The organism is Streptomyces sp. NPDC006798 (assembly GCF_040635975.1).
Lineage (GTDB): Bacteria > Actinomycetota > Actinomycetes > Streptomycetales > Streptomycetaceae > Streptomyces.
This window is the reverse complement of sequence record NZ_JBEYIS010000006.1, coordinates 86577-99834: the sequence shown is the minus strand read 5'-3', so window position 1 is coordinate 99834 and position 13258 is coordinate 86577. Positions and strand designations below refer to the sequence as shown.

At 72.6% G+C, this 13258-nt stretch carries 9 protein-coding genes and 1 pseudogene; 5 read left to right on the top strand and 5 right to left on the bottom strand.

The window, feature by feature from the left end:
- Positions 1-132: 132 nt before the first annotated feature.
- Both ABZ714_RS05860 and ABZ714_RS05855 read left to right on the top strand, forming a co-directional pair.
- Positions 133-483: a chorismate mutase gene (locus ABZ714_RS05860; RefSeq protein ID WP_358823895.1), complete on the top strand. Its 351-nt coding sequence runs from the start codon at positions 133-135 to the stop codon at positions 481-483.
- A 964-nt stretch (positions 484-1447) separates the two neighbouring features.
- Complete coding sequence (locus tag ABZ714_RS05855) at positions 1448-2596, top strand: LPXTG cell wall anchor domain-containing protein (RefSeq protein WP_358823894.1); 1149 nt, start codon at positions 1448-1450, stop codon at positions 2594-2596.
- 197 nt (positions 2597-2793) lie between these two features.
- On the opposite strand, the gene ABZ714_RS05850 is transcribed toward ABZ714_RS05855, so the two are convergent.
- Both ABZ714_RS05850 and ABZ714_RS05845 read right to left on the bottom strand, forming a co-directional pair.
- A complete protein-coding gene (locus tag ABZ714_RS05850) occupies positions 2794-4722 on the bottom strand; it encodes a GMC family oxidoreductase (RefSeq protein ID WP_358823893.1) in 1929 nt (642 codons plus the stop codon).
- A 179-nt stretch (positions 4723-4901) separates the two neighbouring features.
- A complete protein-coding gene (locus ABZ714_RS05845; RefSeq protein WP_358823892.1) occupies positions 4902-6518 on the bottom strand; it encodes a succinic semialdehyde dehydrogenase in 1617 nt (538 codons plus the stop codon).
- A 437-nt stretch (positions 6519-6955) separates the two neighbouring features.
- On the opposite strand from ABZ714_RS05845, the gene ABZ714_RS05840 reads away from it, so the two are divergent.
- A complete protein-coding gene (locus ABZ714_RS05840) occupies positions 6956-7789 on the top strand; it encodes a serine protease (protein WP_358823891.1) in 834 nt (277 codons plus the stop codon).
- Positions 7790-7850: 61 nt separating this feature from the next.
- Entirely contained in the window at positions 7851-8321 is a 471-nt protein-coding gene (locus tag ABZ714_RS05835) for an NUDIX domain-containing protein (RefSeq protein ID WP_358823890.1), read from the top strand.
- Between the two features lie 140 nt (positions 8322-8461).
- On the opposite strand, the gene ABZ714_RS05830 is transcribed toward ABZ714_RS05835, so the two are convergent.
- The gene (locus tag ABZ714_RS05830) at positions 8462-8764 is read right to left on the bottom strand and encodes a hypothetical protein (RefSeq protein ID WP_358823889.1); all 303 of its coding nucleotides are present in this window, start codon (positions 8762-8764) and stop codon (positions 8462-8464) included.
- Positions 8765-9418: 654 nt separating this feature from the next.
- The gene (locus ABZ714_RS05825; RefSeq protein ID WP_358823888.1) at positions 9419-10669 is read right to left on the bottom strand and encodes a helix-turn-helix transcriptional regulator; all 1251 of its coding nucleotides are present in this window, start codon (positions 10667-10669) and stop codon (positions 9419-9421) included.
- Positions 10670-10909: 240 nt separating this feature from the next.
- Here ABZ714_RS05825 and ABZ714_RS05820 point away from each other — a divergent pair.
- Positions 10910-11379: pseudogene (locus ABZ714_RS05820) on the top strand (NUDIX hydrolase).
- Positions 11380-11389: 10 nt separating this feature from the next.
- Here ABZ714_RS05820 and ABZ714_RS05815 read toward each other — a convergent pair.
- Positions 11390-13216 (bottom strand): serine/threonine-protein kinase, encoded by a 1827-nt coding sequence (locus ABZ714_RS05815; protein ID WP_358823887.1) that lies wholly within the window; start codon positions 13214-13216, stop codon positions 11390-11392.
- Positions 13217-13258 lie beyond the last annotated feature (42 nt).

The window sequence follows — 13258 nt, the reverse complement described above, 5'->3', positions numbered from 1 at the left end:
TGCCATGGTCGTGCTGCTTGAGCTACTGACAAGCGACTTCGCCACAGCGCCCCGGGCCGGGAAAAGGCCCGGGGCGCTGTGCCGTTCCGGAGCCGTACCGGACCGGGCGCCCCGATCCTCCGAGGAGCCCCCGTGTCCACCACATCCACCACCACCGCGACCGCCGTCACCACGGCCTCAGCCGCCACGGGCACCACCGCCGCCGCGTCGGCCGAGGCGACCGGCGCCCGTACCCCCGAGGCGGTCGAACTGATCACCGGCGCCCGGGACCGGATCGACGCGCTCGACGACCGGATCATCGGTCTCGTCCAGGAACGGATGGCGATCTCGGCCGTCATCCAGGACGCCCGGATCGCCTCCGGCGGGCGCCGGGTCAGCCTCTCCCGCGAGATGGAGGTCCTCAGCCACTTCCGGGACGCTCTCGGCAAGCCCGGTACGGCGCTCGCCATGACCGTCCTGGAGCTGTGCCGGGGCCGGATCTGACCCCGGAGGCGGCGGACGCGGCGCCGGGACCGCCGCCGCGCCGCCCGCTCCCCCGGACCCGGGCGCGGCGTCCGCCGGGCCGCGACGGGACCGGGGCGCGAACCGCATTTGAGTTCGGGTGCCGTCTCACCCGTACGGCGCGTGACCGCTGGCGACGGGGCTTCGTTGGTCCCGATGTCCGTGCCAGCCAGGCCCGGCCCCGCAGGAAAACCACGCGTGGCTCAGCTGGAGCGTGTGACGTACGCAGGTACGTCGTGGGACCTCGCGCCAGCACGCGTGACCGGTCGGCAGGGGACAGCAGTCCGGTCACCCCGGCGGCCGGTTCCGGGGACGCCCGGAACCGGCCGCGATCCCGGCGGAACGGTTGCGTACGCCGCGGCCGCTCCCCCACGATGCCCCACGGGCGCCGGTGCACCGGGGCCCCGTCACCACCGGACCGCCTGACGCCCCCGCCCACGCGCGGTGCCGCCCGGCCCCGAGCACGGCCGATCACCACCGATCCGCCCCGGACGCGCGTCCGGGCCGTGTCACCCGGACCCCGGGCCGCCGGTCGGCGGCACCGGCCCACCCGATCCACCGGACCCTCCTCCGCGGCGCACCCCCCGGCGCCGCGCTCCGGCCCGACGCAGCCCTGACGTCGGTGCCGCCCAAGGGCCCCGCGGCGCGCGCCCCGCGGGGCCCTTGCCTTTTCCCGTACGACTCCGATCCCGTACGGCCCGTATTCCATCTCCCGCCTCCCGTATCCGCGAGGCGGCGGATCGCGAAGGTCATGGCTGTCACTGGTGATAGCGGTGATTTATGCCACATAAAGTTCTTGTCAGTTTTCTTACAACCTTCTGATCGGGTGCCGGGTCGAACCGGGCGTATCTGTGGACACACCCATTACAGGGATCCCATGGATCACACGAGTAACCGCGCCTACCGCAATCCCGCGGAGTGCCGCCCCTTCGATCACCGAGGTCCCATGAAGCTCCGCCGTGCCGCGGCCGTCGCCGCCGCGTCCGCCGTCCTGGCCCCCCTGGCCCTGCTCTCCACCCCGGCCGCCCACGCCACAGGAGTGACCGATCCCGCGTCCTCCACCAGCACGGGCACCACCGGCTCGGGCTCGGGCTCGTCGGAGCCGGGTACGACGGATCCGTCGGAGCAGCAGGGCACCGGCTCCACCGGTGGCACCACCACCCCCGGCACCGGCGCCGAGCAGGGCGAGGGCGACAAGGGCGAGCAGGGCGAGACCGGCAAGGAGCCCGGCGGGACCGCGGGGCAGGGCGGGGAGCAGCCGGGCGGCGAGAAGCAGCCCGGTACCGAGACCCCCGGCAAGGGCGAGCAGGGCGAGACCGGTACCGCCCCCGGCACCGGCGGCCAGCCGCCCAAGGGCTCCGAGGGCGGCACCCAGGAAGAGGCGCCGAACCCGGACGAGTGCACCGAGGGCGACTACGTCGACGGTCTGAAGACGTCCCTGCGCGGCGCGCCCTCGCAGATCGTCGCCGGTGGCGGCTGGCGGAACTTCACCTACCGGATCTCCAACGAGACCGGTAAGGACATCGCCTCCGTCACAGCCGTCCTCGACGCGGACGCCTCCGACGAGAACGGCGAGGACGCCGGACGTCACATCACCATCGAGGCGAAGTACGACGGCGCCTGGGAGAAGTTCGAGATCGGCCAGGGATATCTCGGCGAGGTCGAGGATCTGGGCGACGGTGAATTCGCCGAGGTCGAACTGCGGATGAAGGCCGACGCCAAGGCCCCGGCGGCGACCGGATTCCTGCTGACGATCGGTCTGGTCGTCAACCAGAACGGCAGCTGCGATTTCGGTGAGCCGGTCGACTACGAGTTCGAGGTCCTTCCGGTGGGCGGCAAGCCGGACGACAAGGAGGCCGAGGGCAAGCCGGGCAAGAACAAGCCCGGTTCGTCGGACGGCTCCGGCAAGAACACCTCCGGTAAGAACACCGCGCCGCAGGGCGAGCGCAAGGAGGTGCCGGTGACCGGCAACCTCGCGCAGACCGGTTCCTCCGACGTCCTCCCGGTGATCGGGATCGCGGGCGGTATCGCGATCGTCGCGGGCGCCGGTGTCGTCTTCGCGCTCAAGCGCCGCCGGGACGGTGCCACGGCCTGACGTCCGGGCCCATGAACCGGTGGGGCCGCTGCGCTCGGAGGGGGGCGCAGCGGCCCCACCGCCTTTCCGGACCCGTACGCCGTTCCGGGCCCGTACGTCCCCCGGGCCGTATGTCCCCGGGCCGGGCCGTATGCCTCCCGGCCGGTACGTCTCCCCGGCTGTACGTCTTCCTACGACCCCGCGCCCGGTCTCCGGGCTTACGGCTTCCGGTCGCCGGGCCCCGGATCCGACACTGGATCCGGCCCGGGCTTCGGCGGCGGGACGGCGGGTATCCCCAGGAACGGCAGCCGCAGCGCGCCGAACGCGGCCTCCGGCACCACCGGTGACTTCGGAGCCACCGGCGCGAGCCGGACGTACGGCTCGCCCTGCGCCGGGCGGGGGTCCTCCTCGCCCCGGTTCGGCCAGAGGGACATCGCCCGCTCGGCCTGGGCCGTGATCGTCAGCGACGGGTTCACCCCCGGATTGGCGGTGACGGCGGCCCCGTCCACGACGGAGAGGCCCGGGTAGCCGTACACCCGGTGGTAAGGATCGATCACCCCCGACGCGGCGTCCGCGCCGATCGGGCAGCCGCCCAGGAAGTGCGCGGTCAGCGGGGTGCCCAGCAGTTCGCCGATGTTCGAGCCCGCGAAGCCGTTGATCTCCTCCGCCAGGGCGTCGGCGGCCCGGGTGGCCTCGGCGATCTGGGTCGGATTGGGCGCGCCGTGCCCTTGGCGGGCGGTCAGCAGCCCCTTTCCCGGGCCCGATCGCCGCCGGTAGGCGATGAGGGAGTTGTCCACGGACTGCATCACCAGCCAGATCAGGGTCTTCTCGGACCAGCGGCGGTACGAGAGGGACCGCGCGGCGACCGTCGGACGGCGGACCATCCCGGCCAGCCAGCCCGCGACCCGGCCGCGCCCGAACCGCCGGCCGTGCGCACCGACGGGGCGGTACGGCACCTGAAGGGTCGTCAGCAGCCCCATGGCGTTGGAGCCGCGTCCGTACCGCACCGGCTGGATATGGGTGTGCTCGTCGGGGTGGACGGACGAGGTGATGGCGACGCCCCGGGTGAAGTCCACCCGGGGCGTACCGTGGCGCGCGCGGTAGCGCCGGTCGTCGGTGCGCGCCCCCACCAGGGCCTCGGAGTTGGTCCGGGTCAGTTCGCCCAGCCGGGCGGAGAGCCGGGGCAGGGCGCCCGTGTCCCGCATCCGGTGGAGCAGGGTCTGGGTGCCGTACGTCCCGGCGGCGACCACGACCCGGCGGGCCCGGAACACCCGGCCCCGGGCCTTGCGCGGCCGGTCGGTGGGGAGGGTGCCGACGGCGTAGCCGCCCCGGCCGTCCTCGGTGAGGGTGCGGACGGTGGTCATGGGGTGGATCACGGCTCCGGCGCGCTCGGCGAGATGGAGATAGTTCTCGCCGAGGGTGTTCTTGGCGCCGTGCCGGCAGCCGGTCATGCACTCGCCGCACTGGACACAGGCCCGGCGGGCCGGCCCGGCGCCGCCGAAGTACGGGTCGGGGGCCTCCTCGCCGGGGTGGGCCCGTACTCCGGCGCCCCGGTCGCAGCCGTCCTCGCCGTCGCCGAAGAAGACGCCGACCGGCGCCGGGTGGAAGGTGTCGCCGATGCCCATCGCCTCGGCGGTGGCCTTGAGATGGATGTCGGCGGCGGTGGTCGTGGTGTTCAGCCGGACGCCGAGCATTCGTCGGGCCTGGTCGTAGTAGGGGCCGAGTTCGTGCTCCCAGTCGGTGATGTCCTTCCACTGCGGGTCGCGGAAGAACGCCGGGGGCGGGATGTAGAGGGTGTTGGCGTAGTTGAGGGAGCCGCCGCCGACCCCGGCGCCCGCGAGGACCATCACCTTGCCGAGGAGATGGACGCGCTGGATGCCGTAGAGGCCGAGCGCCGGGGCCCACAGGAAGTTCCGCAGATCCCAGGAGTTACGGGGCAGGGTCGCGCGGGTGAAGCGGCGCCCGGCTTCGAGGACGCCGACCCGGTAGCCCTTCTCGGTGAGCCGGAGGGCGGAGACCGCGCCCCCGAAGCCGGAGCCGATGACGATCACGTCGTAGTCGTAGTCGTACGCCGACCCGTCGTATGCGTACGGCTCGTCGCCGCTCGCGGGCTCGTCGGCCGGGTGGGCAGGGGGTACCGCGGACATGGCTCTCCTCCGTACGGAACGCGACGGGCCTCACGGGCGGGGCCGGGACACGGTTCAGGGGCCGGGGGCCGGGACCGGGGCTACGGGATCGGTGTCGGGGGCCGGGGCACGAGGCCGGTGCCAGGGGCTGGGGCCCGGGATCCGGCCCTCGGGCTTCGGGCCTCTCCCGGCCCGCCCCGTCAGCGGAGCCGGAACACCTTCATCAGCCGCAGGGACCGGTTCATCAGGTCGGCGTACTTCTCGTCGTCCATCCCGAACGCCGGGCCCATCGGCATCACCCGCTGCTGCGAAACGGTCTGGGCCTCCGTGTACTTCAGGATGCCTTCCGAGCCGTGCCGCCGCCCCAGGCCGGAGTCCTTCATCCCGCCCATCGGGGACTGCACGCTGCCGTAGGTCGGGGCGTACCCCTCGTTGATGTTGACCGTGCCGGTCCGCAGCCGGGTCGCGACGGCATGGCCCCGCCTGCCGTCCCGGGTCCAGACGCTGGCGTTGAGGCCGTACGGGGTGGCGTTGGCGCGCTCGATCACCTCGTCCTCGTCGGAGAACCGGTAGACCGAGACCACCGGACCGAAGGTCTCCTCGGCGCAGACGGCCATCGGCTCCTCGACGCCCTCCAGGACGGTCGGCTCGTAGAACAGCGGGCCGATATCGGGCCTGGCGACGCCGCCCGCGAGTACGGTCGCGCCCTTGGCCACGGCCTCGTCGACATGGCGGACCACGGTCTCCAGCTGCCGCTCACCGACGAGGGAGCCCATTTCGGCGCCGTACGCGAGGGAGTTGCCGAGGCGCATCGCCTTCGTCCGGGCGACGAACCGCTCGATGAATTCGTCGGCGACCGACTCGTGGACGTAGAGCCGCTCGATGGAGATGCAGAGCTGCCCGGCGGAGGAGAAGCAGGCCCGGATCGCGCCCGCGGCGGCCCGTTCGACATCGGCGTCGGCGAGGACGAGCATGGCGTTCTTGCCACCGAGTTCGAGGGAGCAGCCGACCAGCCGCTCCGCGGCGCCCCGGGCGACCTCGCGGCCGGTCCGGGTGGAGCCGGTGAACGAGACGTAGTCCGCGTGCCGGACGACCTCGGGGCCGACCACCGGGCCCTCACCCAGGACGACCTGGAAGACCTCGGCGGGCAGCCCGGCCTCGATCAGCAGATCGCGGGCCCACAGGGCGGTGAGAGCGGTCTCCGTGTCCGGCTTCATCACCACCGCGTTGCCGGCGACGAACGCGGGCAGCGCGTCGCCGACGGAGAGCTCCAGCGGATAGTTCCACGGCGCGATCTGGCCGACGACGCCGCGCGGCTGGCGCAGTTCGGTGGTCCTGGTCAGTACGGGGACGACCCCGGTATGCCGCCGGGGCTTCAGATAGGCGTTGGCCCGCCGACCGTAGTGCCGGGCGGCGACCGTGACGGCCTGGATCTCCTCATGGGCGTGCAGCCGGGCCTTGCCGGTCTCCAACTGGATCAGATCGAGGACCTCGGCCTGCCGCTCCAGCACCAGATCGTGGAAGCGGAGCAGTACGGCGGCCCGGGTCCGGACCGGCACGGCGGCCCACACCGGCTGGGCGGCCCGCGCCCGCCGGAACGCCTCCGCCACGTCGTCCGGGGTTGACTCGGGCAGATCTGCCAGCTTCTCCCCGGTGAAGGGGGTGTGGTTGGCCGTCCGCCCGGAGCCGACGACACCCCGGGTGAGCTGGGCCACCACCTCGGGGGTGACCACGTCCGCGGCGGTGCGGACACCGGTCGGTGCGGCGGCTCGGGGGTTGGTTCCGAGAGGGGCGGCGGGGGCCTTCACGTCCGTCATGGGACCCACGGTATTCCTCCTCCGACTCTTTGGGTACCGGCCGGTAACACCTTTGGCCGGACCCGTACCCGGGTCCGGCCGACCGGTGCCGTATCGGCCCTGATCAGCGAGTTGTTCGAAAATCTGGACGAAGGTGATCACGCCGGGACGCCCGGGGCCCCTGGGATCCACGGGTTCGCAGGGGCCTCGCACGTCGGAGAGGCCGGGCCCGGGAGCTGGGGGGCTGGGCCCGGCATCCGACTCCATGGGATCACCGGGGACCTATCGGCGGCGTATCGAAAAATCGAGACGCTGACGGAATGCGCTGTGCCGTTGACTCAAAGCGATGGAACACGGCCGGCTGAGCACACGGGCGGACTCCGAGGAGCCCCCGGGTGCCCGGTGCGACCGGTACGCCCGGTCGATCGACGGCCTCCCCTCCGAGCCGAGGAGTCTCCTTGCACCAGACCATGCGCCAGCTCACGAGTCGACGGATCACCGCCTGCCTCGCGGCGGTCGCCGCGTCGGGAATCGTCTTGACCACCGCGCCTTCGGCGTCCGCGATCGTCGGCGGAACGCCGGTGCCGAACGGTAAGTACTCCTATGTCGTCCAGCTCGAACAGCGGAACGCGGACGGGACATGGGGCCACTTCTGCGGCGCGGCGCTCATCGACGCGCGGGTCGTCGCCACGGCTGCGCACTGTTCCAAGTGGGTCGAGTCGGGCCATGTGAAGATGCGAGTCGTCCTGGGCCGGGCCGATATGAACAGCCCCCGGGGCACAGTGGTGAACGACGACGCGTTCACCGTCTACAGCCACCCCGGTTTCTCGACCTCGACCAATACCGATCTCGGCCTCATCGTGCTCGACCGCCCCGTCCGGCAGCGGGCCGCGTCCCTTCCCCCGGCGGGCAGCCGCCCCGAGCCGGGCCGCGTCCTCCAAGCGGCGGGCTGGGGCCGTACCGTCCTCGAAGACGCCGACAGCAAGCCGTCCCGCATGCGTGAAGCGGCCCTCCCGGTGACCGAGTTCGACACCGAGGGAGGCAGCTGGGACAAGGAGTTCCTGTGCGCGGGCACTGAGCAGAAGCGGGTCGGCCCCGGCGACAGCGGAGGACCGTTGTTCGCCCCGGCGAAGTCCGGAAAGGCCGTGATCCACGGCCTGGTCACCGGAGATACCAACACCTGCACGGGGCTCTTCACCAATCTGGCCGACCCGGCGATATGGCAGCCCTTCCAGGGACCGCTGGCCTCCCACGGCCTGTCGCACGTCCTGCCGAAGGGCGCCCGGAACTGATGTGATCGGCGGTCCGGCCGAGGGTTGATCGGGGGTTAGGGTCCGGTAGGAGGTGCGGACCATGAGTTTCCGACTGGCGGCGTATGCCGTATGTGTCACCGACGGACGGGTGCTGCTCGCCCGGCACGTCGCGCCGACGGGCGACACCTGGACCCTGCCGGGCGGCCGGGTCGAACACGGCGAGGATCCTTTCGACACGGTGATCCGGGAGGTCGCCGAGGAGACCGGCTGCACCGCCGTGGTCGAACGCCTGCTGGGCGTGGACTCCCGGATCATTCCCGCCGCCGAACGCCGAGTGCCGGGTTCGCCGGAGCACCAGAACGTCGGGATCTTCTACCAGGTCCGGATCACGGGCGGCCGGCTCCGCCCCGAGCCGAACGGCGAGACGGCGGAGTCGGTCTGGACCCCGTTCGCCGACGTCCCCGGCCTGCGCCGGTCGTCACTGGTCGACATCGGCCTCACCCTCGCCCGAACCCTCCCGGCGACGGGCCATGCCGCGCCGGTCCCGGTCGGCGGCCTGATCCAGCACTGAACCGCCGATATTGACGATGTGCTCGGGGCAGGTGAAGCGCCCGGGCCCGACCTCGACAGGAACGGTGGTCGTCCGTCCGCAGACACCGCACCGGGCGGCGTCGGGCGCGGGTTGCGGCTCGGTGAGGAGTCCGTCGCGGGTCACCGGATCCACGTCCAGGCGGGTCCGGGCCAGGCGGCTCGTACGGCGACGGGTCGTTCGAAGTGGAGCCCGTCGCGGGCGACGATCAGCCTTCGGGCGCCGGGTGGGGCGTTGGTTCCGGTGGTGGTCGCGGTGGCGCGGGCCCGGAGGATGACCTGGGCTTCGGCCCGGGTGGGGCTGCTCCAGGGCCGGGCCCATGGATCGGCCGGAGGCCGGACCACGATGATGACGGCGGGACGGCTTCGACGCGGCTTCAGTAAAGCCCGTACGAGGGCGATGAGGCTGGAGATAGGGTCACGCATACGACAGGTCAGCTCCTTGGGAGGGCTGGTCGGTTGAGCCCCGAGTGACCGCTGTGAACGGCCGGTCGGGGCGTCTTTGGTTTCTGGGGGTGGGTGGTCCCGGCTCCGTGCCGCGGGGGACGGTTGTACGGAGCCGGGACCCATTCCCGGGTCCGAGGCGTGGGGCCACCGAGCCCGGGAGACTTCAGGCGCGCCGGGGCCGGACCGGGGCCCGCTTGCGCGGCTTGGGGCACTCCGGGTGCGCGTAGAGGGACGGCCGGGTGTCGGAGGCGGAGAACCCGAGCATCAGCAAGGTCTCCTCGGTCCGTTCAACCGGCCGCTCGCAGTACACGCAGTACTCCGGAAACCCGCCCAACACCGGACCAGGGACGCCGGTCATCGCACACCCCCGGCGGTCACGAGCCGGTACAGCGGGACGATCCCCCGGCCCCGCGCACACTCCGCGTGCCCGAACACGGGCCGCTGCCGCTCACCGGGAGCACCGGAGGCCATCCGGACGCAGGCGTCCGCGCCCGGTTCCCCGCACAGGTCGCACTGTCGTTGACGGATGTGCTGTTTCGACATGTTCTCCCCAGCCGCACGCTGAATCCGGTACGGATTCAGCGTGGGGGCGGAACACGGAAGGCAGGGGCACTGTTTGTGCCCCCTTGTCGGCTACGCGGCCAGCAAACCCAGCTTCACCGCCAGCTCGGCCGCTCGACGGCGGCGGGGCGGGCTCTTGCTCTCGGCCTCCTCCATGACGATCGCTTTGGCGTAGCCGTTGTACGCGATGGTCTCGGGCGCGGACTCGTGGGCGCTCGACAGGGTCGCGAGCGCGGCGTCCGGGCGGCCCGCGAGTTGATAGCCGCGCGCCTCCTCGATCCGGTGGCGGGCGCGGCGCGGGCGCGAGGGAATGGGTACGGCGTCGCAGGCCGCCGCCTGGCGGACCGCCTCCCCGGCCTGGCGGAGTTCGACGGCGACGGTGACCGCGTGGGCACCCATGATCGCGCGGGAGAAGCTGGTGACCGGGTGGAAGTAGGTCTCCGGCAGTCGGCGGGCCATGGCGTCGGCCCGGTCCCAGTAGCGCCAGGCCGTGCCGGTGTCACCGCGTCGGGCCGCCGTGTATCCGGCCTCGAAGGTCAGCGCTCCGGTGATGGCGAGGACGTCGTCACCGGCGTCGGGGAGCATCGGTTCGAGATGGCCGAGCGCGGCGGAGGTGACGGCGTCGGCCGCGTCGAAGTGGGCCGGGCCCTCGTCGCGGTGGGCCTGGGCGCTCAGCCAGGCGGCCACACCGACCATGTGCGGGTCCCCGGAGTCCTGGGCGGCGACCAGACCACGGTCGGCGACCCGCCACAGCAGTGCCGCGTCCGGCTGGTAGGCGATGAAGAACTGGGAGAGCGAGTACACCTCGGACAACACGGCTTGCGCGGCCCGCCGTTCGGAGGCAGAGCCCGCCTGCCTTACCGCCGACTGCGTGTCACTGATCAAATCGGGCAGCAACGCGCCCACGACATCGCGGTGGTGCGGCGAGGAGTGCCGGGCCCGCCACGCCCGTGCGAGCCGGGCGGCCAGATGCTCCGCCGGGGGTGCCTCCCGGTCGTCCCCCAGGGCCAACGCGTCCACCGCCGTCCGTACGGCCGCCAGCCTCGGATGCCCCGGCCCCGTGAACAGCTCGACGCGCACCGACTGGTCCCCGGTCAGTTCCGACAGGTCCCGCAGCCGCAGTATCTCCGCCAGCCGCAACACGACATCAAGCTTCGGGGTCTTCAGCCGCCCCGTCTCCAGAGCCTTCACCCACGAACCCGTCCGGCCCATCAGCCCGCCGAGTTGGTCCCGGGTCAGCCCCTTACGGGTCCGGAGGATCTGGAGACGCTGGCCGAACGCCAGCGGATCGGCGTACGGGTCCGGGACAGCACGGGGTGACATGGCCTTGCCTCTCGTCCGAGCAGCAGCGACAGCACGACACCGCCAGAGTAGGCACGGACACCCCTCCCACGGACCCAGTCGGCCCACCCGTCCCCCCTGAGGACCGAACTCCGCGGCATTCCGTTCTGACACTCCCGGTGTGCTGGGACGAGGGACATCCGGCGGCAAGGAGTCTCCGTGTCCGAATGGAAGTCGCTCGGTGAGCGCACCGTGTACGAGAACCCGTGGATCCGGGTGGGTATGGCCGATGTCGAACTCCCCGACGGGCGGCGCCTGGACCATACGGTGATCCGCGTACGGCCCGTCGCGGTCGCCGCCGTACTCAACGAGCGCGACGAGGTCCTGCTCCTGTGGCGGCATCGGTTCATCACGGCGCCTGGGGCTGGGAACTCCCCTCCGGCGGCATCGCCGAGGGCGAGGACCCCGCGCACGCCGCCGCCCGGGAGTTCGAGGAGGAGACCGGCTGGCGGCCCGGACCCCTGCGACCCCTGCTGGCCGTCGACCCGATGCCCGGGATCGCCACCTCCCACCACCGGATCTACTGGTCCGACCGGGCCCACCAGGTCGGCGAACCCCGCGACGCCTTCGAATCCACCCGCCGCGAATGGATCCCCCTCACCCACATCCGCCGACTCGTCACCGAAGGCCACATCCGCTCCGCCAACACCATCGCCGCACTCCTCCTACTCCACCACCGACGAACCGGCTGACCGGTAGGAGCTACAGACCCTCGATCTTCAGGTTCGCCACGATGCCCTCGAACAGGCGGTCGCCCTCCTTCGCCGCCCAGCCGTCGGAGGGGCCCGCGACGCGGAGCCACCAGTAGACCTCGGGGACCTCCGCGTCGGTGGTGACGACGAGTTCGCGCCAGCGCTTGCGGACCTGCTCCTCGTCCGGGCCCGAGGCGTAGTACGGGGAGAAGGTGACGTTCGATTCGAAGGCGCCCACACCCTGGTGGGTGGTCTCCTGGACCGTGACCGACTGGTCCTTCATATCGCGGCCATCCTTGCCGCCCCGTTCGTAGAACTCCCGCCAGGCCGTGGGGGTCGCCTTGCGTTTGTCGCCGGGCTCGGAGGGATCGACCTTCTCCAGGTAGACCCGGAAGACACCGCTGGGATCGTAGTAGGTCACCTCGGCGTCGGTGGAGTCCTGGACGCGGCGGTAGTCGGAGGGGACGGCGACCGAGGCGGCCAGCACCTCGCGGTCGTTGCGGACCTCCCAGCCGGCGGGGAGTGTGCCTTCGTCGGTGCCGCCGAAGGGCTTCAGGACGACCAGGACCAGTGCGGCGGCGAGTGCCAGCGCGCCGCCCGCCAGGCCGAATCCGGCCTTCCGGTTGCCTTGGAGGGCGGGCGGTACCCACCGGCCGCCCTTCGCCGCCGGGGCCTCGGGGGCCGGGGCGGGTACGGGGGCAGGGGCGGGGTGGGCGCCGAACCGTACCGTCGGGTCGTACGCGACCGGCGTCGGCTGAACCGGCTGGGGCGGGCGGGCCACGGACTCCAGGACCTGACGGATCTCCGCCGCGCCGGGGCGCAGCGCCGGGTCCTTGCGGAGTATCCGGCCGATCAGGTCGGCGAAGGGGCCCGTGCCCCGGGTCGGTGCGGAGGGTTCGGTCGAGAGCACGGCCTGGAGGGTGGCCGGGGCGTTGGCGCGGCGGAACGGCGAGACGCCCTCGACCACGGTGTAGAGCACGACTCCGAGGGACCAGAGGTCCGACGCGGGGCCGGGTCGCTGGCCCAGCACCCGTTCCGGGGCGACGTACTCGGGCGAACCGACGAACGCGCCGGTCTCCGTGAGCCCCTGCTCGCCCTCGACCCGGGCGATGCCGAAGTCGGTGAGGACCACCCGCTCGTCACCGGCCGGGCCCTCGCCCCCACCGAGGAGGACGTTGTCCGGTTTGACGTCGCGGTGGAGCACTCCGGCGGTGTGGGCGGCCTCCAGCGCGCCGAGGACGGCGAGTCCGATCCGGGCCGCCTCGCGGACGTCGAGGGTGCCGTCGGCCAGCCGGGCGGCCAGCGACTGGCCGCGTACCCACTCCATGACCAGCCACGGCCTGCCGTCCTCCATGACGACGTCGTGGACGGTGACGACGGCCGGGTGGTCGATCCTGGCGGCGGCGCGGGCCTCGCGCCGCATCCGCAGATGGACCGTCTCGCGTTCGGCGGCGGGGAGGGATTCGGGGACCCGGGGTTCCTTGACCGCGACCTGACGGTCGACGGTTTCGTCGTGGGCCCGCCAGACGGTGCCCATGCCGCCGTGGCCGAGCCGGGAGACCAGCCGGTAGCGGCCGCCGATCAGCCGCCCGGTGACCGGGTCGGTGCCGTCCCCGGCGGGCGGGGAGGCGGGCGCGGCCCCGGACGGAGCGCCGGGCGGGGGTACGGGCACGGCGTCCGACGGTACGGGGCGGGGCGCGGGCGCGACGGGTCGTACGGCGGCCGAGGGGTCCGGCGAGATGGCCGGAATCCGGTCCGGGGCCGGTGCCCCGGGTGCCTGCGGTGGCCTGAGGTCGTAACTGGTGGGCTCGGCCGCCCGGCGTCCGTCGTTCGTCATGCCCACATCCTCCGTGGCGATTGTGGCCGGATGCCACCCCTG

Bases quoted from the DNA above. Each gene is read 5' to 3' on its own strand.
- ABZ714_RS05835 (WP_358823890.1), top strand. From the start codon at position 7,851: ATGAGTTTCCGACTGGCGGCGTATGCCGTATGTGTCACCGACGGACGG.
- ABZ714_RS05815 (WP_358823887.1), bottom strand. From the start codon at position 13,216: ATGACGAACGACGGACGCCGGGCGGCCGAGCCCACCAGTTACGACCTC.
- ABZ714_RS05850 (WP_358823893.1), bottom strand. From the start codon at position 4,722: ATGTCCGCGGTACCCCCTGCCCACCCGGCCGACGAGCCCGCGAGCGGC.
- ABZ714_RS05855 (WP_358823894.1), top strand. From the start codon at position 1,448: ATGAAGCTCCGCCGTGCCGCGGCCGTCGCCGCCGCGTCCGCCGTCCTG.
- ABZ714_RS05825 (WP_358823888.1), bottom strand. From the start codon at position 10,669: ATGTCACCCCGTGCTGTCCCGGACCCGTACGCCGATCCGCTGGCGTTC.
- ABZ714_RS05845 (WP_358823892.1), bottom strand. From the start codon at position 6,518: ATGACGGACGTGAAGGCCCCCGCCGCCCCTCTCGGAACCAACCCCCGA.
- ABZ714_RS05830 (WP_358823889.1), bottom strand. From the start codon at position 8,764: ATGCGTGACCCTATCTCCAGCCTCATCGCCCTCGTACGGGCTTTACTG.